This is a genomic window from Lysinibacillus sp. NPDC097162, from assembly GCF_044762185.1.
Classification (GTDB): Bacteria; Bacillota; Bacilli; order Bacillales_A; family Planococcaceae; genus Lysinibacillus.
The window spans coordinates 139,799-161,533 of the sequence record NZ_JBIWDT010000003.1 but is presented as its reverse complement, the minus strand read 5'-3'; the positions used below and the strand labels follow the sequence as shown (position 1 = coordinate 161,533).

The window sequence follows — 21,735 nt, the reverse complement described above, 5'->3', positions numbered from 1 at the left end:
ATTCCTCCTAAAAGATATGTTTTTCCATGCGGTCCATGCGTCCTTCAAGTGACGATAGACTTTTACTTATTTCACGCATTGCACTCGCTTGTTCACCTTGTGCAGCAGTTAATGTATCTAAGTTTTTTAGAAGTCTCTCTTCACGCTTATAAGAACTCCAGAAAACAAATACAACTAAACTAATACATAGAATTGACCAGACGACTTGCGAATTTGCTACTTGGCTTACTGTTGTTACTGTTGTTATTGGATCCATTCCATCACCAATCCTTTGCCCTATTCAATTAATATAAAAGCCTTGAGAGTCATCGAGAATCAGTAACTTGTACCATTGCCCATCTCGATTACTCTCACAGCGCATAAAAAATAACGCTAAGCCTACGCTTGCGTTTTTACTGTTGAATATTTATCGCCAGTAATCTCTTTATACTGTCCTGTTGTTATTTTCCCAGCCTCAACAGCATCGCCAACCATTTCTTTCGTCCAGTATTTAGGGTAAAAGCCATTAATCATTTTTAACCAGTCCATTTTACAGTACCCCTTTCATCATTAACTGATAAGTTAAATCTGCTTGATTACTATTTAACTCTTCAATCCTTAAATCCTTCATAACCGATTCATAGGCCAATTGAGCATTTGTAGCTTCTAATCGTTCCGTTTTCTCTTCCGGAGTATCTTCGAGTCCGAATTTCTTCCTATCGCCTAATGTACCGTCTGAGTTTCGTACTTTATATTGAAATGCCATTAGTCCACCGCCCCAGAAATTAAATGTATTTTGTGATTAAAAGATAAATCTGTACGTGATGGCGTGATTTTAAGGATAATATTTTGCTTTGCTTCTAAGCCCTCGTATTCAAAGGTATCCTCCACAACACCTTGTTGGACCGGCGCTGTGTTAGCAGGCGTCAACGTTTCATACTGTTCTTGCTCACCATTTAAAGTCATGGATAGTTCAACCTTAATATCCAATTCCTCATCACGTTGTATAAATAATAAAACACCCTTCGCAGAACCCTTCGGTGGCTCGATTTTATAACGAGCGACAGATTGCAGAATAGGTGTTTTCATTTCTTTTTTATTTAGTGTTACCGTCTTGCTAGTCTTTGCACCGTAGTTATCAATTACCTCAATAACTATCGTGTTTTGACCAACCACAAGTTGCGAAAGAGCTAAAACAAATTCCCAAGCTCCACCTGCTCCACTGTAGATTTCAATAGCATTTCCTGCATTAATTCGTATTGTCACTTTAACGGTTGAATTGGCATCCTGGTCTGAGGCTGTACCACTAATTTTAAAATTGTCCGCATCAATTACACCAGATGGCGCAACAGCTTCTACAGATAACAAAGGCGCTCGGTTAGGTACAACATAAAAAGTACGTTCAACAATCACAGACGATGCCTTCTCGCTATCCTCGGCCCATACTTTTAACGTGTGTGCTATTCCATCAGTAAGTGTTCCTGTGAGTACTGTTTCACCATCATATATTTTGCCACCTTTGAAGGTTAGCTGCTTTGATAAAGCTATTTGTGTCTGACTTAGATTGGTTGCTAGTACCTTGCGTGGTTCGCTGTTTATTTGATAGTACGCTGTAACAGATTGGTCCGGATCTTCATCGTAAGCAGTACCTATGATACTTAAAATATCCTTTTCGTACAACGTGACGTTGTTTGTCGGTAAAGTTAATGTAACCGTTGGTTCTATATTTATTACATTCACATTTACTGTGGTAGCTACCTTTGTTGTACCGTCATTTGCTGTGACAGTAACCGCCGCAGTACCAGTAGCTACCCCTGCTAGTGTAAGTATATTCCCACTATTAACACTAGCTGTCACAACTGACGTATCACTGTTAGACGCAACTCCATAAGTTAAGGCGTCGCCATTGGCATCACTTACATAATTTGCAAGGTTTACTGTTGCCAGCTTACCTTTGCGTACTGTTTGTGTTGGAACGGTCGACCAAACAGGCGCCTCGTTTGTTTCTACTAAAATATACGGTGGATTGCCAGTTATATTACGCCCATTTGCAGCGTATGCGTTTCCTCCACCTGTAACTAATATTCCTGGTATTGCGTTCGCATTATCGGCAATGTATTGAATACATTCCTTTAAGTTGACACTAGTGGGTGAAGTATCATATTTGGGTATAATACCTATTGAGATGTTACCAACATTTGCAGGTCGTGTTGCGTAGGTAATGCTTGTTTCAACAAAATCGTTAGCTAAATTGTAAGAATACGTGTTAATTGCACTCGTAGTATTCGCACCTGAAACCATCCCGCCCGGCGTCATTACTAACGAAGCACTCTTGATTTTTTTTCCTTTCAGTGCCTCAGGTAATGTGAATCCTAGATACGCCGATAGATTATTCCCTTCGACCGCACCTATTGAGAATGTGTTGCTACTTCCATAATTATTGTTAGGAAGTGCAGAACGCACTTCAGCATCTTTTGTAATACTTAAACGATACGTAGCCATACTTAAACCACCTCCACTAACTTAACATTGAATAACTTCCAATCCCCGACACCCATCTCAGCGTTAACCATATCAATTTGAACATTACTACGAGCCACTTTAGCGCCTTTTTTGTACGCATTAGTTAATGATGAAACCGTAATTGTATCTGCACCTACCGCAGTAATCACAACGTCCTCACTTGCTACATCATCAAAAATAGTGACTTGTGTAAATGGTGTAAACCCATCAACACTAGCCACTTTTAAAGTAGTTGTTCCTATAATGACAGCCTCGATAATATCGGTCATAGCTGTGTCCATTTTGATTTTATTTGTGCTGCCATCGAGTGTATCAGCAAATGTTCCGCTATTACCTGGTACACGGCCGTCTAGTTCCATTTGTATACGCATGCGTTCTAATTGTCGGTACATCTCAATTAAATAGCGATACGAGTTATAAATTCCCCACTCGAAATTATTTGCGAATTCTGACATATAAGGCGTACCATCTTCGATAACTTCCCCAGTCACTGGATCCGTGACATCATCGTGCCATTCAGTACGCTCATAAGGGTTTTTCTTAAAATTCAGAGGTATTTCACCATTCATATGGTTACTCATTTACTTTCACTTCCTTTGCTTCAAGTTGGAGAGGAAATGCTATAACATATCCCTGCGAGCCTTTCTGATAGCTCATTGTTTTTACATACAATTCACGCCCATAATTATCGACTAAAGCAGCACGTGTTACAAAGCCTTGTTCAGTCGACAACTTCACGTACTTCCTAAGCCCAAACTTTGTGCTAGTATGATAGATATCTTTGTCATAAACAACGCCGTCTATAGTTACCTTCGCGCTTACAGTAAGATTGCTTAAAAACTGTTGTGTTAAATCAATCATTAGTGGTTGTATTTCATTCAATGACTCACACCCCCTGCTCTAAATTGACCACATATACGATTGTTCGTAACGAAGCCATAAATTTCATCCGACACAGCTAAAATTCCTTTCCCTAAAGCTCCATGCGTTTCTGTAGTTTTAAAACGGCCACATATCTTGTAATTAATAGGCCATACATAGGTGCCAGCATGAATTATTAGAAATTCATTGATTTCATTTAAAAAAATATAAATTCCTACACCAGCCGTCTTTATTCTTTTAATTAATTCATCCGGAATGCTTTTAGCTGATGCACGTATATTTATAAGTAATGTTGCAGGCTCAAACTCTCTCCAACCTTCCTCGAATCCGATGAAACCTGAACCCATATAGGCATCCATAATCTGATTCATCGTTTCTATATCTCCTTCAGATAGGTTAAGAATGCATTGCACTTTAATCATTTTTCGATATTCATCATCGTCCCAACCACCGCGTGCAATTCCTTCATCTTTGCCTAATCTATCTAAGCCATAGCCTTCTGCTTGATCTATATCCCAATATTTTAAAATGGTTTGCTGTATAGCTAAATTTTCAACACCATTTTCAGCAATGATTTTTAGTAACTTATAGTTGTTACTATCCTCATTCCTAGCATACTGTCGTGGCATACGGTCCAGGAGTGTTTGCAATCGTTTATTAGACAAGGTTTATCACCTCGATTTTGGAATCATCTGTTTCAGCAACTTCCGGAAATGCGATTAATACATTTTTTGATTCGTAACTTACTCCATCTGTTGAAAATTCTACACTTACATCATCAATGCCCTCTACAGATAACACGCGTGCTTCTGCTTTAGCACATACAACGTCAGAACTCATACCTACACCGTTATAGAGCGTGCCGTTATATGTACCACCAATGTATTTAACAATTTGAGCAATAACTAAGTCATCACCATTCAGAGGAAATTGTTTGTTCTTTTTAACCTTTACTTTTACATAGACAGAGACAGTTGTAGCGCGTGTAAATCCAATTTCATGCACAATTCCTCTATTATCTGTAAATGTGTATACTGTAGATCCATGAGCACGAATACCACCACCTTTTTTTCTAAAGATGGCCATAGCCACATCTTCATCTAAACCACCTAATACGACAGTTTCTACAGAATGTGGAGGGCGCCCTTCTGCATCTACTTCATTTGTATCATTTTCAATAGCTATAGCAGCACGAACCCCTTCTACTTCATCAAGGACATTAGCCTCTATCGATTCAACTCGACGTGCTCCTACTTTACCTAAAGATTCGTAATAACGATTCTGTAATTCTTCGTCAGTTTCTTCATCTTGACCATTAAAAAAAGCATCTGGATTCGTTACCGAATTGATGCCACTTTGAGGATTCACAATTATTGATATATCACCAGGCTCTACGTTACCTATCGCTCCATATTCAAGTGCTTCTACTGTAGTACGATAATTACCATCTTCTACAGCTTGAACTTCCTCTAGAGCTTTAAAATAAATATTATACGGTGTTTTAAATAAATCACCTGTATTAACCTTTGTGCCCTTAGTTAAATTCAGAATTACTTCTCCACTTGATTTTAGCCAACGTTTACGAGTAATTACCCTTATAACATTGGTTTCTAATGAAGCACCTTCACTAGTATCAACAAATCGTGCGTTATAAACTTGCTCAAGTTCCTCGTTATCTTCTGCTCGTTGCTGTGCCTGTAAATAAATCATTTTTCCAAGGGGCGTATTATCGGTTAAATCCACATCCTCACCAAATAATTCGCGGGCCATTTCTTGGATTTCGGGCAAATAGTCTACTGTTCGTTTGCGTTTAAACCCAAATCTGGTTAACAACAGTTTCACCCCCTATTTCGCTACCACCTGTCGTGCGAGCTTTAAAATAAATGGTTAAATGGCGTTTAATTCGATTGAAATCGTATTCCACACTCAATACCTCAGCAACACGCGGCTCTTGATATAAACAATCGTGCATAGCCTGTATAATTTGTTTTTTTTTCGGTAGTTTTTGCTCAATTACAGACCTACGAAAACCGTGGTTATCATCAAACATCCATTCACCTACCCTAGTACGTAACAATTGTGTTAGATTCTGAATTAGTTGGTCATCTCCATAAACTAATTCATTTAATACCCAATCACCGTTGTCATTATATTTAAGTGTATGCATCTCTTACCCCCTACACTAAATCTACAGTTAAATCCTCACCGTTAGCGGTTATCGTTTTACCAATTAATTCGATGTCATCGGCTTCCACTTTAAATTTCGATGATTTTATACTTACTTCACCAGCTTCATTAATAACAATTTTTGTAGTAAAGTCCTTTGTACCGATAACTAAATCATCAGGATGTTCATTTTGTATAGGCTTAGTGAAATAGTTAATGCCTCCGATGATTAGCGCATCATTCGCACTAAATGCTCGACTCGCAGCATCGCCACCGCCAAACATCAATGGATCAATATCTGCTTGGGAACATGCTACTAAAACGGTATCACCTTTTTTATATGGCACTTGAATTATGAATTGCTCTGTTTGATGAAATGCTATTGGTACATCTAAAATAGGTGTAGCTTCTGAATCATTTAATGGTTGAACATCAGCTTTCAATGAGTTCATATCAACTTCGAGTATTTCGCAAATTAAACATGTGTTGATATTCTCTAAACTTTCTTGAATATTTTCGCTTACGAATTGTGTTATTGATGTTTTGGTCATACTGGCACCACCTCACATTCTGTGTAATACTCTGTTCCTGATGTATCCCCTTTGTGTTCACCTTTTGATACACGGAACACCCCATTAACCTTTCTTGAGGTTAGTTTAATAATGACATCTGTGGTGATTTTATGATTTAATAGCATTTTTATTTTGTAGCCTTTTAGCTTTTTCTTAGAAGCAGATGTTTTGGACTTTTTCTCATCCTTCACTTCCTCTTCGATTTCCTCTGGTTCATCTATTAGACCTGTTTCCTTTGATATATCTAGTCCTAATTTATCCCCTTTGGCTCGATCCCGTACATAAAGTCGATTTTTATTTATGTACTGTTTCGCCTTACAATCCTTTGCAATTTCAGCAATTTGAATCTTAATTTTTCCGTTAAGCGCTTTACCAGAACGATAAATAAAATCAACGGGTAAATCAATATCTCCTATCGCAAGTCCAGCATCAAGAGCAAGCTCCCTTAATATTAGAGACGCAGGTGTATTCCTTCCGTATGTCCTTTTAATGACGCCTTGGGTATAGTCTAAAGTGCAATCTATGCTTTTAAATGTCGTAATTTTGTCTAGACCTTCCCACTTTGTTTCCTTTTTCTTTAGGGTGCCACTGAATATAACACCGTTATCATCAATATAACCAGCGCTTAAAATAGCTGCTTTATTAGTAGTAATGGCATTGATTGTTTCATCTTTTAAGTTGTATACCTGAATGTCGATTGTATCTACCTTTTCGTTATCCCCAAAAGGTACGCTAAATTTGATAGTTAGTGGATCTGTAATTTCACGACCGCCAACTAAAAAAGTGGTTTTACGCATGTATAAATTACTCAATTAATTCACCTACATATAAAAAGACCGTTTCATTCAAGTTGTTGAAAGAAATTCTATCAGCAACTCCTGCACGGTCTATCGGTATAATATTTACTTTTGGTAAATCTAAATTAACGCGATTCCGGAATAACGGACGGTTTAATATTAGTTTTTCACCAATCACAAGTACTTCGCCCTCTTTAAAAAGGTCAACTGTAAAGAAATCGTAAGCTCGATTGTAATTGAATTCTATTTCAAATACTTCCCCACCTAAATCAATTTCCATTGAATAAGGTATTTCGTCCTTATTTACATCAATATATTCTTCGAAATCCATCATATCGGTATCGAGCCCCCTTTTCTGATTTCTTTAGTTTTTGCTGGTGGATTGTATTTCTGTTTTGTTGTCTTAGTTGATGATGTTTGAGTTTTCTTCGTTTGTTGCCGTCCTTTTTTGGTGACAGCTTTGGTCTGTTGTTTAACCGGAACAGAAACGCTTACGTACTTCGCTACAGTTGCTACCTTTATTTGTTTAAGCGTCATCGTGAAAGCATAGCCATCTTTTATTTTTGCCTCATAATCACGGCTAAAATCAATAATAACAACGTGTTTCAAAGATGTCATATAATCAAAATCAATGATTTCACCTTTTTCTCTGTACCCACGTAGCTTTAATACCTTTTCCCCGGTTTCATCAAGAATTATCCCTGTAATAGAGATGGTAATAGGATTGCTTATCACATGGTCCGTAATCTGTTCACCATCTTCAAGCGCATGATCCGTTGTTGTAGACGTTTCTGGCATTGACACCTTTGTTATTACGTCGATTAAAACATCTTTAATATATGGCACTCCTATCACCACCTATATCGTTTGCATTTCTGTATCAACGATATCGCTAATAACTGCACGCACTTCCTTAGCAATATCGATTGGATTATTACCCGATATTTGAAAGATAAATTGATTTCCGCCACTATTATTAGTGGTACTGTTTCCACTGCTTAATGGTTGAGGTATTGACGATGTCGAACTCGAATTATTATCTAGATTCAATTCAGGTGTGCCAGAACTACCTTGGCTTAAAATACCTGCGCGGCGTAATGTATTTGATTGACTTGCCGTTAAGACCGACTCATCTTTATGCAATTCAGCTACATAGCCATCATATGGTACACGTTCAAGTCCTGTAGCATGGGAACCGCTAATAAAATTGCCAACTGCCCCTGCGGCCTTGCCAATAGTACTACCAATGGATGATACCCATTCTGGCACTTTGAAATTAGTTATTGCATTTTTAAATTTATTGAAGTTATTGGTTATCTTGTCCCAGTTTTTATAAATCGTAACTCCAGCTTTTATTAATAAACCAATAGGTCCCGATAAAAATGAGAGAATAGGGTTGTTATCTATCACTTGCCATAATGCTACAGCTTTAGTTTTAACTGTATCCCAATTTCGGTATAGCGCTACACCGCCAGCTACGAGTAAACCAACAGCAGTTACTACCATACCAATCGGATTTGCCTTTAAAGCTCCATTGAAACCTTGTGTAGCGATTGTAGAAACAATAGTGCTATTTTTATATAAATCCAGTGCCGTTTTCACAAATGTTATAGCTTTCAAAGCTGCAAATCCACCAGCTATTCCTGCTAATCCAGCAATAACTAACTCCTTATTATCAATAACCCAACTCACACCAGTCTTAAAACCATTGAAAGCAGTTACTGCTATATCTATACCACCTACAACTGTATTTTTCATGGTATCTGCAAAAGAAGCGATTTGGTCGCTTGTTTCTTTAGGAAAACCAAAGTTTTGCCACAAGTCCGATACTTCTCCAGTGTCGTACACCAAGGACATGATAGTTTCTTTTACTGTTCCAACAAAACCTACAACCCGATCTATTTTACTGACTAATTTGTCAGTATCAAGATTTTCCATCCATTGTGATGCTGACTGCATTGAGTCTACAAACGGTTGTAGTAATGGACCACCAATTTTTGCTTTAAATTTGGTCCATGCCATTTTCATATTACCTATCTGGTTTTCATATGCATCAGCCTCATTTGCAGCTTGATTTAAAGCACCAGTAAGTTTATTCCCATCTTCAACCATTTGCATTAAAGTGTCCTGCTTTTGGTATTCCGTTAAATCATTAAATTTTTTCCCGAATTTAGCCATAGCAGCTGTATTTCGAGTGAACTCTGTAGCTGAAATACCTAGAGCTGCATCATTTTCGTAGTTACCTTTTAAAAACGATTGTAAATTTTCCGCAACTTCCTCAATCGAACGATCATAAAAGGCTGCGCTATCTGCTGCAGCTAATGTAGCCCGCTCAGTTAAACCCAATGCCGATGCAGTATCAACACCAGTCGTTTTAGCGAAAGCAGCTATTTTTGTAAAACTACCTTTCAATCTTTCTGGTATCATCCCTGTTTTTTCAGCAATAGCATTTAAACTATTGGCCGATTCACTCTCCATACCTTTAAATACCTGTTCAAATTGTGCATCCATAGCTTTAAAGTTGGCCGCTGTTTCGATTGCGCTTAAACCAAACTCTTTGATTTTATCTACCGCAAAAACTCCGGCAACAATACCGACCATGTTTTTCATAGTTTTTTTCAAACTATGAACGCCATTGATCGCCTTGTTAACACCGTTATAAAACTCTCTAGCGCCATCGTCTGCATCTTCAAATCCACGCTCTACATCCCTAGTAGCACTTAACCCCACGTTACCAAATCGGTTGATATTTCTTTCTGAAATACCAAGTCGTCTACCAACACCAGTCACTGCATCTTCTACGGCATCCATTTGTCTATCTAGGTTTTGCAGAACCCTCGTTGCTTCATCTCTGAAATAGATGCCTACGAACATATCGCGCATACTACTCATTTAATCACCCCTAGCAGTTTTAAAGATGCGACTGTTTCTAAAATAGTATCGTTATCCCATTGCTCAACAGAATGAGGATCAATTTTATAGTGGAAACCAATAACGTATTTCCACCACTTTTTACTAGCTTCCTTTTCATAAAAAGAAGGGATGCTTTGCACCCCTGACAGATTTTTGAGTTTATTACTTTCCTGTTCGAAGAAAGTTAAAGGCAGCGTTAGTGACCTCCTCTAACTCCTCCCAAGTTTCAAATTCATCCATAGTTAATCCGTTTGGTACAACAACAACATTTTCTAACATTAGAGGCATCATGTTTGAATTTAGAACTTTTCCATATAAACCAGTACCCTTGTCCATAATTTCAGCTTGCTTAGAGTTCGGCACGTTTTGGAATGTATATTGATTACCAGCCTCCGAAGTGTATTCTTTTGTTTTTGCTGTAAATGCCATTTAATTAATCCTCCTTATATTGTGCTGCTAAGATTGTATATTCAACAGCTTCAATTTCAGCTCCGCGTGAAAAGTTTGGGTTTTTCGCAAAACGACAATCCAAACCATTTACACGTTTCTTGCGTTTTGAATCATTAAGAGAAACATTAAAAGATTCCTTAGATTTCAATAAAGCGTCTAACATAGGAACTACACTGGAATCTTGTTTCAATGTAAATGTAAATGTTCCTGTCTCGTCTGCTGATTCGTTATAAGTAACTGATCCATCAGCTCCAACATGTTGACTAAATGTATCTTCATTTTTCTCAGCCTCGATAGGAGTACCATCCATAAATCCAGTGAGAATTATGCCGCCTACAATCGCTACTGTATCTTTAAAATTAAAAGTTTCAGCCATTTAAACCCCTCCTTAAACCGTTAGTACGCCACGAATCTGGACTTTTTCGAATGCTCCTGCAATAGTTGCAGTCCATTGAATATCCGGTAAAATACGTTGAGCTAATGTATTTTTAGGGATATCTTTTCTTCTTGGGAAGGTTATTGTGTACATTGGATTGCCTGCATCGTCACGAGCAATAATACCTTCACCAGTTGTTGTATTTTCTACTACAGAAGCCAACACACCTTCCACCTCAGCAACAACCAAACCGATACCAGTATCAGTACCAGGCACTTTATCTCTTAACGCAAGCAACCGGAATACACTTTCAGCCAAACGAGCTTTTAGATAATGTGTTGATTGAATTACATCAATGTATTCCCCGCTAGTTGCAACCCCTTTAGAGTTTAATAACAGGCCTGCCTCGTTGATATAAGTCGATGCATTTGCATCATGAATACGATTAATCGTTGTGTTGTCGTACTTTACTGCAGGTACACCTTGAACATTTTTGAATGTCCAGGTATAAGCACCGATTTTCTTTGGCGCGCAAGCTCCAATTAAACCTTCTGCTACATACGTATCTGGTTGATCGTGCACAAGGATAAATGTGTTATCGTACTGACCTTTTAGTGTTTCTGCTAGTTCGACACTATCAGTCGTGACTCCATAAAGTTTATCCTGCGTATTAGTCCATTCTGCAAGTGCTGTAATTTCCTTATCACCTTGTTCAGGACTGACAACATAATAAAAATCGTTATGCGTTTTAATTAATTCATTTAGCTTTGTAGCAAGTGTTGCCACATCATCAGACGCTGAATTATAAACAATTCCGTACACAGCTATTTGAGCAGGCCTTAAAGACTGTCCAAACATTCGAGAAAGTATTTTATATTCTTTGGTACTTACGTCAAAATCAGCAGCTACATCCTCAATGCCGGTATATTCCTTGTAATCTAGTACCTTACTTGTTGCTAGTAACAAAGGTAAACCAAAGCCCTTTTCTGAAATCGGCTTTGTTTCCCTTGAAATTTGCACGTCAACATAGCGCATTTAATCACCTTCCTAATTTCATTTCTACTTCCACTTTGTCGAAGTAGTCTATTTCGTGTTCATCAATTTCTTGGTATCGAATAATTGCATCAAAACCCCATTTTTCATCATAGGATTCTAACAAAAATGTTGTACGATTGGTCACATCAGTTAGATTGGCTACGGCAACATTTAACTCGTCTAAAAACAAAGAACCTCGCCACTCAAACCACTTACGAAGTTGTGTTGCTACTTCATAGGCGTTATCATGCGAAGTTCCATATATGTTAAATGATAAGGTTGAATTTCGTTCCTGCGTTCGTGCTTCCACTAATTCAGCCACGTTATCAACATGCGAAACATCTTCTTGCCCTACACCTTTTCGGTCACTTATCACCTTATATGTAGCGTAGGGTAACTTAGGTACATCACCTAGTTGGTCTGCCCTAATAATCGTAATAGCCGTATCGGCTGCGAGTTGTTTTCGAATTGATTTAACTAAATTCATTTAGCTCGCCACCTCATCAAGTAGATATTGACATCGGTGTAATCTGAATAATCCTTGAATGCTTGAACAGTAAATAGTTGGCCCTTGTATTCTACCTTGGTTCCTTCAGGTATCTGGTCCACTGTTAACAATTTCTTTTCTTTCTCGGTGTACTTGCCGTTTTCAAGATATTTTAAGTCGTCACTACTTAGCGGGAGAATAATACCTGTCATACCTTTTGGTTCTTCTTTTCCCTCAACCCATTCCCCATCTTCATAGCCACTTTCACCTGTAATATGAGCAATAAATGGTACACCTTGAGACTCGATAACCGAGCTAAACAGCATTTTTTCAGGCATTATTTTCTCACCACCTTATAAGTAATGCGGGCTCTTAATCCACCTGTGTCAATCAAAGGATTACTTGAACCTTTTTGTGCAATCGTAGACGGAGCATTTGCCGGATCACTTAATTCAGTTAATTTCTTCTGAACATCACCAACCATCTTAGCGCCAAGTCTTTCGCAAATAGTGCGAGCATTCATGCTACCGTTTAACAGCTTCGGAATTTGCTTATTAACGAAATCAAACCATTTACCACTTTTCTCATCAAACGTTGACCGTAAAAAGGAACGTTCAGGAATATTAATTGAGCCTTTCTTTTTACGAATTGTAATGCCAAATTCGTGTACACTGGCAATCATGATGTATTCAGAATCATCACTACCTACAAGACCTACTTCAATTCCGTATTCGCTTAGTTCACGTAATGCACTAATAAGCTGTGGTATTCGATTTGTTCCACTTATTCGAACATTAGACATTACAACACCACCAAATTAATAGACTTCTTTGGTTTTATTTGTTCTTCTAGCTCTTCTAAAATACGTTGGTATTCTTGGCCGTATTTTGAAGCTAATAGCCCAATGTTTTTACTTGGATCACTGTATTGACGTTCAATAACATCCACTTTTTCACGAATAACCGTTTGATCTTTAGTAATGCTTAAAATAGCTAAATGAGCAGCTAAATAACGTGTTAATCGCTCTTGGTATAGCTCAGGAACATTTAAAGAGGACACTTCGAGCGAAGCATCCTCAATGTACATAGTAAGCCGTTCATCAGCGATTAAAGTAAATTCATCACTTAACATACGAATACGCTCTAATGAGGTTAATAACATGTATATCCCTCCTATTTTTCGGGATTTGTTAACTCTTCGATTCGTTTATCTATAGCATCCAGTACAGATTTACGATTTTCTTCTGCTTTCAAGCCTTCTAGCATATCAACATCAAACGCATCTTCAATCATTGCAATAGCATCCTTCGCAGATGGCTTTGCTTTCTCACCTTCATAGGTAAATTCGCCTTTGTCATTAAGGTGTTTCATCAGTGGATGAGTAAGAAATTGGTCGAAGTCCTTCTCGTCCACTTTATTTGTACCAGGGTTAAGTGTTAACCCATTGGCTGTATATGAATGATTACCTTTGTTTTGTACTAACATGGATAGCCCCCCTTAAATTCCGTCCGCACGGCAAATAGCCATTGGATAACGGATAATTAAACCTATTGTACGCTCCTCAAATGGCACTTTTGTATTTGGGAAAGCGTACTCTTGTGGATGGCGTGTAACATCCATTGGGATACCTAGCTCTAATACAGATGGTGAAGAATCCAGCACTACAAAGCATTCTGAATTTGCCAAACCTTTTTTAGCTAGATCGTTTACTGTTTCGATGCGTTTAAACCAGTTTTGAGATTTAATGTATTCCAACACAGATTGCTGAGTAAATTCATTAAATGTTTTCTCAAGTTCTTCGTTTGAATCTGGCGTTAATAGTAACGTATCAGCTTCATGACCATTTAATTTATTAATCATATTTTTTGCCTTACGAATATCCGCAACGATTTCTTTACCAGTCTTATCCTTCCATTTCGTTGAAGAACCAGCCTCATTGTTTGGTGTTGCGTAAATTTGAATACCTACTGCATCCGTTAATCCTTTTATGCCGTGAGTTTTATCACCAGAAAAGGCAACTTGATTTTCCTTTTCAGCAATAGCTTTACGTACTGTATCAGCTTTAGTGACATCAATAGGGCGGTTTGCCATTTGAGACTCACGTACTTCCTGTACGGATATATTGAATGCTGCAGCGATTGAATAAATTTTAACTGTTTCTTCTGTTAAATCTGCATCTACTAAAGGCACATCAGTTGCACCAGGAGCTAAGATTTTAGCTGCGCCAGAGCGTGTCATAACGTCATAACTATATGTTTTCGCCCCTGCCGGAATATCGGTTTTTAATGCAAAAATAGAACGCGCTTTTAATTCCGAAGCGTGTGGTTCGTAAATACGTTTATCAATAGCGTTTAAGTCTTGTGGACGGATTAATGACATATAAAAATACCTCCTTAAGGTAAGTTAATTTCGATTTCTACTAATTGGTCTGCTGTAGCATTACTTTTGAAAACAGCATTTGATACATCGATTGCCGAAGCACCGGATGCAACGAACTTTTGTGTCGTAGGATCTACTTTGACAGCTTGGCCGTTAATCACATCGCCTCCAGCAACTACGAAGATACGCCCTCGTTTAACGATTGCTGCAGGTTCACCAACCGGATAGTTCTGGTCGTCTTTTTTCTCTACATAATCGTGAATGTTTTGCGCTAGAGCAATACCGATAACTGTGCCGCCTGTTGTGATTGGCTTAATCGCTGTTCCGGTTGTATTTAGTTGTACTGGTGCACCAAATGGAACCTTTGCTTCTACAGCGTATGTGTCCGCTGTATAGTCTTGGTAGCTTGATAATTGACCAGCTTTGCCTGCTGGTTGCATGTAATCTGGATAGTTTGTAATAGGCATATGAATTCCCCCTTATTTACGCATGTTTAAGCGTTGATTTTTCAATTCATCTAAATCTTTGTTTCCACCAGCATCACCTGTGTATGCACTATTGGCCCCTGTGCTTGAGAAGCCGTTAGACTGCACTTGCTCAACTGTTGCATCAAAAAAGGCGTTGATATAATCGTCAGATTTACCATCGCCTTTAAAATCCTGTTTAGTTGTAGAGATAACCGCCTCTTTAATTTCGCGATCTGTTTTACCAGTGAAGTCAAATGAATCACCTAACAGCGATTTAGATGCATCAATCAGCTTCACACGCACTTCTACCTGCTTATCTAATTCATCAGCAGAAAGCACTTTTTCCTTTAGACTAGCAATTTCTTGGTCCTTTGCTTGGATTGTTAAATCTAAAGCATCAAGTCGCCCTTGCAATGCATCAGCGCTATCACCTTTGACCTTCGCTGTTTCTTTTTGAGCTTTCAAAGCATCGATATGTGCTTTTACTGCTGGGTCTACCTCGTAATCTGTACCCTCAATTTTGATTTTTACCATTTTGGTGTTTCCTCCCTTTTCATCAATTTGCCATGCGTCTGAATCAGCACGAATAGCAACTTCTGGACCTGCTCGCCCTTTTTCTACGATTGCAATGTGATTAATTTCGACATTACGTTGTGTGTACTCATACTGATCGCCGTTATATGTCCCACTTTCAGCAACTACATCTGATAAGAAACCAATGCTTATTTCGTTGTATCCCTCATGTATTTTTTCAATGAGTGCTTTATCCGTTACGGTAAGTGAAATATAAAGTTTGAAGTCCTCTACACGTGAATCTGTATGACTCATACCTTTCGCATAGGTTTGATAATTATCAATTGTCACTGGTTCATTAGGATGGCCGTCAGTAACCGGCTTAGAACGTGCAGAATAAATGGTACGGTCACTAAAGATTTCTTCTGGTAACTTTGCTTCCATTTGCACCGTTCCATCTTGTCGTTGATACGGAAAAACACCAGGGCGAGTAATCGGTACGGTAACCGTTAAATAGCCTTCTGGTGTTTCTCTGTAGTCTTTTATATAAGTTGTGTCGTAGCGTTGTAGTTTCAATGTTTCACCTCCTTCCTAATACGCCTGTGTCACTCAGTTGCAACATTCGTTAGTGCACTCTTGATGGAATTAACAACTTCTTCGACGTTTACACTCGGGGCAATGTTAAAAGTAATTTCTGTTGTAAAGTTTTTGGATTGAGCAGCTTCTAAAACTCTTAAAACATCATCTGTACTACCTTCAATCACAGTGTCTTTCGAAAGGTCGCCTACATAAGTTGTTTGAGTAAACCGAACATGACCAGCTTGTAATTCAGAAGGTAGAATCGTAATACCTTCCTGATTAGCATCATTTTGTATTTTCATTTCTTTCCCTCGTTTCTTTTACTCTTCATCATCATCAAAAACAGGAATTGCTACACACCTACAGCGATAATCCTCACCAGGCAAAACGACACGACCATTTACAGTCGGTGGGTCATCATAAGAAAATACCTTTCCGCTAAGCCTTCTATGTGAATCACGTACACGTTCATCAGCGGCATCATACCAAGTGAATTTTTCAATCCCTATATTTTGATGACGTTGAGCAGTCATTTGTCCTAAGATAGAACCAGCTTGGTCAACTGCAATAAACTGTGCCTTGTTTCTAGAAATATCGACTTCATCCATGAGCTGCTCACGTATTTGTTTAATGGATGTTCCATTCTTTACACCGTCATTAACGATGTTCTCAATGCGCTCAAAATAGTCCTCGTGGATTGTTTTGATATAACCAACATTGTCATTCACCTTCGAGTGTAGGAAATCCTTTAACCATGGTTCATTGGCTACTAGAGTAATTCCCTTCACCTTCATTTGCTGCTCAATGTTGTGTCGGTTGAAACGGTTGATGTTGTTTACGAATGAAGATGCAGCACGCTCACTTTTTATAGTGGTAAAAATCATATTCACCTTACTTTTCACCGCATGTAACATCTTCTTAATGCCATCAAAAATGCCATCCTCTATATAATCAGCGTCTTGCCTCGTTGTTAATTGAGGTGCAACGTGCTTATCAAATAGCTTTATTGTTTCTGCGCCAAGCGAATTAATCATCTTTTCGATAGCCCGACTATAACTGACTGTTGCAGCGTCTGGAAACCGTGTAATAAGTACTTTCTTAGCCATTCTCACCAAGCCTACCTTTATACACTTTTTCGGCTAATTCTTTCAAGTATGCTTCATCACCGCTAAATTTAAGTGTGTCAGACAATCCAAACTGACCAAAACGTGCTTCACGTAGTTCATCCTCTGTAACAATATTATTGAGTAAATAAATTTGATCTGTTTCAGCAACTAACTTACGTATTTCTGCATCTGTTTTGGCATCCACGTTCCATAAAGGATTGAATTGAATCTCCCATTCCAATGATTCGGGGTCAATACGACCTCCTAGCTCTTTTTCAGCCATTAACAACATACGAATAAGCTTTTCTAAATGAGGCTTCATTTCGTTCTCTTGGTCGGCTACAATGCGAGAATAATAGTTCATCACATCATACTGCGCGCCTGCTATAGTACCTGATTCTTGACCTTTAATTACCGTTTTCGGCATACGTGCAGCACCAGCTAATAGATCCCAAACAAAATCCAGCAGATAGTTGATACCACCGATTGACGTTGTTTCCTTTTTCAGTTCCTCATCATTAGAAATCATGGCAAGTGCTTCGGTTCTAAACATATAATCCATAATCATGGACAGTTGTTGTTTATCTTTGTCTGATAGATTATCAATATCCTTCGATTTGTAGACTTTAAAAGTAAAATCGTGAAGTATTTGACCAACTGACCATACAGACGTGTCAAAAACCGTCAGAATGTCATATAACGGCTCTAAGAGTGACCGCCCTTGCGCTTCCCCTTCCATGCGCCTTGTTTGGCTGTGGAGCAAACGAGAGATATGAACGGACTCTTCTGATATCTGAGTCTGAGTACCATGACTAGATGCGCGATTAATTCGTAATTGCTCTAACTGGCCGTATTTAATATCAAATACATCTTCGTTGATAAGAAACTCGTTAACCTTCATTGAACTGAATGCATGCAGGTAATCCACTTTATATAACGTATCTAAAGGGAGTTCATCACTTAACTTGAAATCAGTACCTTGTGTTACCCCTAACGAAATAAAACCATCTCCACGGAGACGGTCATAGGTAAACATTTCTTTAAATGCTTTCTTCGCTTTTAAATCTGCTAATTTACTCATGATGTTTCGCGCTAATTGTTCATCTTTCATGCGGAGCGTAAACCAGTTACGTGTCATGTCCTCCGCTGGTATATCAATGATGTTTTGCACAATACGGCTATCACCATATAAGTTTGTTATTTCATCATGCGTTAGCTTGCGACCAACGCCAGCAACCTGTCGGGTTAGCTTATCTTTAGAGTTTCCTTTACCATTACCTTGCATGAAGTCATTGCGCATTGCCTTTGCTCTGTCTAGTGATTTCATATTCTCACCTACCTTCCTAATAACCTTTGATAACGATCTAAAGGATTAGCGTTATTTGTATAAAGCTGATTCAATGCTTGTGTTGTCATATCCACTAAGTCATCATGTGCAGCGTTAGGGAAGGAAACAAGTTCCTCTTCTAAGTCCTCAACCCAAGAATACATATTTGGATGAGGTAGATAAACATTCCCAGCCTCAAATAAAGGAGACACCGCATTTGCGCGTGCCTCCTTGCCACCTTCAGGATCAACTGGTACGATTCCACTAATCTCATCTTTTAGCATTTCGATAATAGCTGAACCGTTTGCTTTATCCTCAATATATTTACTTCGTGCATTAGGCCACTTGTCAGACATTGCGCGAATAGCTTTCATCGTATCAGCAAAGCCCATGCGCCTGTGGTCAATATCCAGTAAGAAGTATTGAGCTTTCTTCCTTGCCCAAACGCCACCAGCTACAAAGTCGCTTGTATCAGTACCTTTGAAAGTACAATCCCATGATTGTGCCATCTTATCGAAATGAACTGGCAATACTGCTACATCATCACTTAAGCCCCATTCTCGCTTTTGTTCCTCTGTACGAACGTAATAACGAATCCATTCACGTTTAAAGATGGAACCGCCTGCTGGTGAAGGTCTTTGTTGGTATAAAGCATTCCATGTACGACTACCAACCTCTGCTTTTTTATCCGCAGCCCATTGCTCATCAAAACCTAGTTCCCGACATAATGGTTCGCCAGGAGCACGTCCTAGCAAATCATCTTCATCTTCTGCGATTGCTGGCAAACGTAACCGAACCCAATTACGAGGGCTACGTGCAAGCAAACGACCGATTAAATCATCTTCATGCCAGCGCGTCATAATTACAATAACCGATGCTCCATCATGTAAACGTGTAGAAAGTGTCGCTTCCCATTCATCCCATATGTTGTCTCTGATTAACTGCGAACTTGCTTCCTTCATGTTTTTGATGGGGTCATCAATTATCATTAAGTCAGCACCTTGACCTGTGATAGAACCTCCAATACCTGTACTAATCATTCCGCCGCGTCGTTCGGATACGCCCCAATCTTTATTAGCTGCATTCGCTTCGGATAATTTAATGTCAAACAATTCTGGAGCAAATTCATTGAACTTATTACGATTCATCCGCCCGAATTTAGTAGCTAATCCATCGGAATATGCAGCAGTAATAACGCGTTTATCTGGGTTTCGACCGATATAGTAGCTTGGGAAAGATTCAGTTACTGTCATTGACTTGCCATGACGAGGTGGCATTTCGATTAGAATAAACTTTTGCTTCCCATCAGCTATTCTCTGTAATTCATCACAAACGATTTTTGTGTGAGGATAATGCTGATAATGACCATGATGTACATATTCCACATAATCATGATAAGAGCGACGAGCAAGCTCTTTTCTAGCTTCTATAGCTAAGGCATCAATCTTCTCTTTGCTTAGAGTTGGCAATTGCTCTCAACTCCTCTGTGGTTAATCCGCTGAAATCTACTTTAGTAGTAACGGAACCATTGACATCAACCTGTTGTTTGTCGGTCCACATACAGTAACGTTTGCCAAGTAATTCAGCAGCTTTAATACGTTCGGCAGTAGTAGGAGGCATATCTTCATCTATTGTTTGAGCACCTTCACCAATACCACGTAAAGTTGCCGAAGTTGTCTCGCCCCTTGCAATAGCCGTTAGCAATTCTAATATTTCTTGTTGATCTGCTACTCGCTCTGTTTTTAATTCCGCCATGCGATTGTCTATATAAGATTTCACGCTAACATTTGTTAACATTCGACTTCCTGCTGCTCTCGCTGTCGCTTCCTTCTTAACATTCGGATACGCCTTCAGATATGCATCTGTGGCATTTCCTAGCTCTATATAGAAATCAGCAAACGCTTGTTGCTTTACTGTTAATTTATGTTCAATCAATGGCATCACCCCATTATGCTAGTTGCTTATTGAAATAAAAAAGAAAAACACCTTATTTGGTATTTTTCCCGAATTTAATATAAGTATTTGCGAATAATTTTCTTGTATCTAGCACGTGAGTTATATCAGAAATATCCCCGATAAACAAGTCCATCGGTTCTTCTATTTGTTTGTTTAACAATACAAATCTATGTTCATTCTGATGCTTAAAGTAATCACTTTTCACGAAAACTCTTTTTGTCGAATTTTTATCAAGAAAAATATCCATTCTTTCTTTTTGATTTACAGAATAATCATAGTAGCTAACCTTAGACGCATTTGCTACAAGTTCCTGTTCCTTGCAAGCCACAGTAAATCTTTCTAAAAAGCTATGGGCCTCAATCAATACGGCGGTTAATCCGAAATCTTTTAAAATTCTTTCAAGCTCATCTTCCCTTGCTCGAATTTTCACACGAACTTCATCCTCTGTTTCTTCAAAGATTTCCAAACTGTCTGAATCAATAATATACGAGCAAAATACCGGATGCATTAAGTCTTGGTTATTACTCAAACTCAATTTATCTGTATCTAACGTAAATACTAATTCATTTGTTTCTTCATCGAAGAAGTCTAATTTTGTGTTACTTATCACTAAGGATGCCTCATGCTTATCGCCAATCCCTTTTTCCCTTGATTCTTTTTCCATATCCACATACGCTTTTAGATTCTTCATGTGTATAAAACCTTTTCTAAATCTATCAACAAACTCTTTAGGCATAAATTTCACAAAAAAATAAGTACGCTTTTCATCTAATCTTTCGGTTAATAACATATAATCACCTCTCCTTTAATCATAAACCAGGAAAAGAAATATATGTCATAACTTTTTGCTCTCAAAACCACACCAAACTCTACCCTCTCGACACAAAGCGTTTTGGCTGTTTGATGCAGTTTTCAAAGCAAAAGAAAAGCCCTTGTAGGGCTCTTAATTACGTGCAATTGAGGCATTAGCCCACATAACAGAAGTTTCAAGATTAGTCATAGCAACTGATTTTTCACGGCTGTTCGGACACATTTCTTCAATCGAGTAAGCAAGCTCTTTCGCTTTTTCACGAATTACCTCGTACTTTTCTGGTTGCCCTTCTTTCGGAGCGTGGTACATAAAGTTGTTTTCGAGTTTTGGATCCATAATAATCTCCCTCCATAATAAAAACCCCTCGAATCCGCTCAAGGGGTTTTGCATTCGTCTATTATTCTATTGTGATAAAACT

Annotated in this window: 32 protein-coding genes; all 32 read right to left on the bottom strand. The window is 38.5% G+C overall.

The window, feature by feature from the left end:
- Positions 1-7 precede the first annotated feature (7 nt).
- On the bottom strand, positions 8-256 hold the full coding sequence (locus ACIQXW_RS15430; protein WP_402763553.1) for a hypothetical protein: 249 nt from the start codon (positions 254-256) through the stop codon (positions 8-10).
- A 122-nt stretch (positions 257-378) separates the two neighbouring features.
- Positions 379-528 carry an XkdX family protein gene (locus ACIQXW_RS15425; RefSeq protein WP_402763550.1) on the bottom strand — a complete coding sequence of 50 codons (150 nt, stop codon included), beginning with the start codon at positions 526-528 and terminating at the stop codon, positions 379-381.
- 1 nt (position 529) lies between these two features.
- Complete coding sequence (locus ACIQXW_RS15420; protein ID WP_402763547.1) at positions 530-745, bottom strand: hypothetical protein; 216 nt, start codon at positions 743-745, stop codon at positions 530-532.
- Positions 745-2,481 carry a DNRLRE domain-containing protein gene (locus tag ACIQXW_RS15415; protein ID WP_402763545.1) on the bottom strand — a complete coding sequence of 579 codons (1,737 nt, stop codon included), beginning with the start codon at positions 2,479-2,481 and terminating at the stop codon, positions 745-747. Before ACIQXW_RS15415 ends, ACIQXW_RS15420 begins: the two co-directional genes overlap by 1 nt.
- A 2-nt stretch (positions 2,482-2,483) precedes the next feature.
- Positions 2,484-3,083, bottom strand: coding sequence for a hypothetical protein (locus tag ACIQXW_RS15410; RefSeq protein ID WP_402763542.1), 600 nt, complete (start codon positions 3,081-3,083; stop codon positions 2,484-2,486).
- Entirely contained in the window at positions 3,076-3,384 is a 309-nt protein-coding gene (locus ACIQXW_RS15405) for a hypothetical protein (protein WP_402763539.1), read from the bottom strand. Before ACIQXW_RS15405 ends, ACIQXW_RS15410 begins: the two co-directional genes overlap by 8 nt.
- A complete protein-coding gene (locus ACIQXW_RS15400) occupies positions 3,381-4,049 on the bottom strand; it encodes a hypothetical protein (protein ID WP_402763537.1) in 669 nt (222 codons plus the stop codon). Before ACIQXW_RS15400 ends, ACIQXW_RS15405 begins: the two co-directional genes overlap by 4 nt.
- Entirely contained in the window at positions 4,042-5,217 is a 1,176-nt protein-coding gene (locus tag ACIQXW_RS15395) for a baseplate J/gp47 family protein (protein ID WP_402763534.1), read from the bottom strand. Before ACIQXW_RS15395 ends, ACIQXW_RS15400 begins: the two co-directional genes overlap by 8 nt.
- Positions 5,195-5,551, bottom strand: a complete 357-nt coding sequence (locus tag ACIQXW_RS15390) for a contractile injection system sheath initiator (protein ID WP_402763531.1) — start codon at positions 5,549-5,551, stop codon at positions 5,195-5,197. The genes ACIQXW_RS15395 and ACIQXW_RS15390 overlap by 23 nt, the downstream gene beginning before the upstream one ends.
- Before the next feature lie 10 nt (positions 5,552-5,561).
- Positions 5,562-6,101, bottom strand: a complete 540-nt coding sequence (locus ACIQXW_RS15385) for a Gp138 family membrane-puncturing spike protein (RefSeq protein WP_402763528.1) — start codon at positions 6,099-6,101, stop codon at positions 5,562-5,564.
- Entirely contained in the window at positions 6,098-6,934 is an 837-nt protein-coding gene (locus ACIQXW_RS15380; protein ID WP_402763526.1) for a phage protein, read from the bottom strand. The genes ACIQXW_RS15385 and ACIQXW_RS15380 overlap by 4 nt, the downstream gene beginning before the upstream one ends.
- Positions 6,927-7,253, bottom strand: coding sequence for a phage baseplate plug family protein (locus ACIQXW_RS15375; RefSeq protein WP_402763524.1), 327 nt, complete (start codon positions 7,251-7,253; stop codon positions 6,927-6,929). Before ACIQXW_RS15375 ends, ACIQXW_RS15380 begins: the two co-directional genes overlap by 8 nt.
- Positions 7,250-7,765 carry a phage baseplate protein gene (locus ACIQXW_RS15370; protein WP_402763522.1) on the bottom strand — a complete coding sequence of 172 codons (516 nt, stop codon included), beginning with the start codon at positions 7,763-7,765 and terminating at the stop codon, positions 7,250-7,252. The genes ACIQXW_RS15375 and ACIQXW_RS15370 overlap by 4 nt, the downstream gene beginning before the upstream one ends.
- Before the next feature lie 12 nt (positions 7,766-7,777).
- On the bottom strand, positions 7,778-9,811 hold the full coding sequence (locus ACIQXW_RS15365) for a phage tail tape measure protein (RefSeq protein ID WP_402763519.1): 2,034 nt from the start codon (positions 9,809-9,811) through the stop codon (positions 7,778-7,780).
- Between the two features lie 183 nt (positions 9,812-9,994).
- On the bottom strand, positions 9,995-10,261 hold the full coding sequence (locus ACIQXW_RS15360) for a hypothetical protein (RefSeq protein WP_402763516.1): 267 nt from the start codon (positions 10,259-10,261) through the stop codon (positions 9,995-9,997).
- Between the two features lie 4 nt (positions 10,262-10,265).
- Positions 10,266-10,658: a phage structural protein gene (locus ACIQXW_RS15355; RefSeq protein ID WP_402763513.1), complete on the bottom strand. Its 393-nt coding sequence runs from the start codon at positions 10,656-10,658 to the stop codon at positions 10,266-10,268.
- 12 nt (positions 10,659-10,670) lie between these two features.
- Positions 10,671-11,693 carry a DUF3383 family protein gene (locus ACIQXW_RS15350; RefSeq protein WP_402763510.1) on the bottom strand — a complete coding sequence of 341 codons (1,023 nt, stop codon included), beginning with the start codon at positions 11,691-11,693 and terminating at the stop codon, positions 10,671-10,673.
- A 4-nt stretch (positions 11,694-11,697) separates the two neighbouring features.
- Positions 11,698-12,180 (bottom strand): phage neck terminator protein, encoded by a 483-nt coding sequence (locus ACIQXW_RS15345; RefSeq protein WP_402763507.1) that lies wholly within the window; start codon positions 12,178-12,180, stop codon positions 11,698-11,700.
- The gene (locus ACIQXW_RS15340) at positions 12,177-12,518 is read right to left on the bottom strand and encodes a hypothetical protein (RefSeq protein ID WP_402763504.1); all 342 of its coding nucleotides are present in this window, start codon (positions 12,516-12,518) and stop codon (positions 12,177-12,179) included. Before ACIQXW_RS15340 ends, ACIQXW_RS15345 begins: the two co-directional genes overlap by 4 nt.
- Entirely contained in the window at positions 12,518-12,982 is a 465-nt protein-coding gene (locus tag ACIQXW_RS15335) for a phage virion morphogenesis protein (RefSeq protein ID WP_402763501.1), read from the bottom strand. The genes ACIQXW_RS15340 and ACIQXW_RS15335 overlap by 1 nt, the downstream gene beginning before the upstream one ends.
- Entirely contained in the window at positions 12,982-13,341 is a 360-nt protein-coding gene (locus ACIQXW_RS15330; RefSeq protein ID WP_402763498.1) for a DUF4054 domain-containing protein, read from the bottom strand. Before ACIQXW_RS15330 ends, ACIQXW_RS15335 begins: the two co-directional genes overlap by 1 nt.
- An 11-nt stretch (positions 13,342-13,352) precedes the next feature.
- Positions 13,353-13,664 (bottom strand): hypothetical protein, encoded by a 312-nt coding sequence (locus ACIQXW_RS15325; RefSeq protein ID WP_402763495.1) that lies wholly within the window; start codon positions 13,662-13,664, stop codon positions 13,353-13,355.
- Positions 13,665-13,676: 12 nt separating this feature from the next.
- Positions 13,677-14,558 (bottom strand): DUF2184 domain-containing protein, encoded by an 882-nt coding sequence (locus ACIQXW_RS15320; RefSeq protein WP_402763492.1) that lies wholly within the window; start codon positions 14,556-14,558, stop codon positions 13,677-13,679.
- Between the two features lie 14 nt (positions 14,559-14,572).
- The gene (locus ACIQXW_RS15315) at positions 14,573-15,025 is read right to left on the bottom strand and encodes a structural cement protein Gp24 (RefSeq protein ID WP_402763489.1); all 453 of its coding nucleotides are present in this window, start codon (positions 15,023-15,025) and stop codon (positions 14,573-14,575) included.
- A 12-nt stretch (positions 15,026-15,037) separates the two neighbouring features.
- A complete protein-coding gene (locus ACIQXW_RS15310; protein WP_402763487.1) occupies positions 15,038-16,114 on the bottom strand; it encodes a DUF2213 domain-containing protein in 1,077 nt (358 codons plus the stop codon).
- A 29-nt stretch (positions 16,115-16,143) separates the two neighbouring features.
- Positions 16,144-16,419 (bottom strand): hypothetical protein, encoded by a 276-nt coding sequence (locus tag ACIQXW_RS15305; RefSeq protein ID WP_402763484.1) that lies wholly within the window; start codon positions 16,417-16,419, stop codon positions 16,144-16,146.
- A gap of 18 nt (positions 16,420-16,437) precedes the next feature.
- Positions 16,438-17,223 (bottom strand): minor capsid protein, encoded by a 786-nt coding sequence (locus ACIQXW_RS15300; RefSeq protein ID WP_402763481.1) that lies wholly within the window; start codon positions 17,221-17,223, stop codon positions 16,438-16,440.
- Entirely contained in the window at positions 17,216-18,550 is a 1,335-nt protein-coding gene (locus ACIQXW_RS15295; RefSeq protein WP_402763478.1) for an anti-CBASS protein Acb1 family protein, read from the bottom strand. The genes ACIQXW_RS15300 and ACIQXW_RS15295 overlap by 8 nt, the downstream gene beginning before the upstream one ends.
- 8 nt (positions 18,551-18,558) lie before the next feature.
- Positions 18,559-20,019 (bottom strand): phage terminase large subunit, encoded by a 1,461-nt coding sequence (gene terL / locus ACIQXW_RS15290; RefSeq protein ID WP_402763475.1) that lies wholly within the window; start codon positions 20,017-20,019, stop codon positions 18,559-18,561.
- Positions 19,991-20,485, bottom strand: a complete 495-nt coding sequence (locus tag ACIQXW_RS15285; protein ID WP_402763472.1) for a terminase small subunit — start codon at positions 20,483-20,485, stop codon at positions 19,991-19,993. Before ACIQXW_RS15285 ends, terL begins: the two co-directional genes overlap by 29 nt.
- Positions 20,486-20,537: 52 nt before the next feature.
- Positions 20,538-21,296, bottom strand: coding sequence for a hypothetical protein (locus ACIQXW_RS15280; RefSeq protein WP_402763469.1), 759 nt, complete (start codon positions 21,294-21,296; stop codon positions 20,538-20,540).
- Between the two features lie 153 nt (positions 21,297-21,449).
- Complete coding sequence (locus ACIQXW_RS15275) at positions 21,450-21,653, bottom strand: Acb2/Tad1 domain-containing protein (RefSeq protein WP_402763466.1); 204 nt, start codon at positions 21,651-21,653, stop codon at positions 21,450-21,452.
- Positions 21,654-21,735 lie beyond the last annotated feature (82 nt).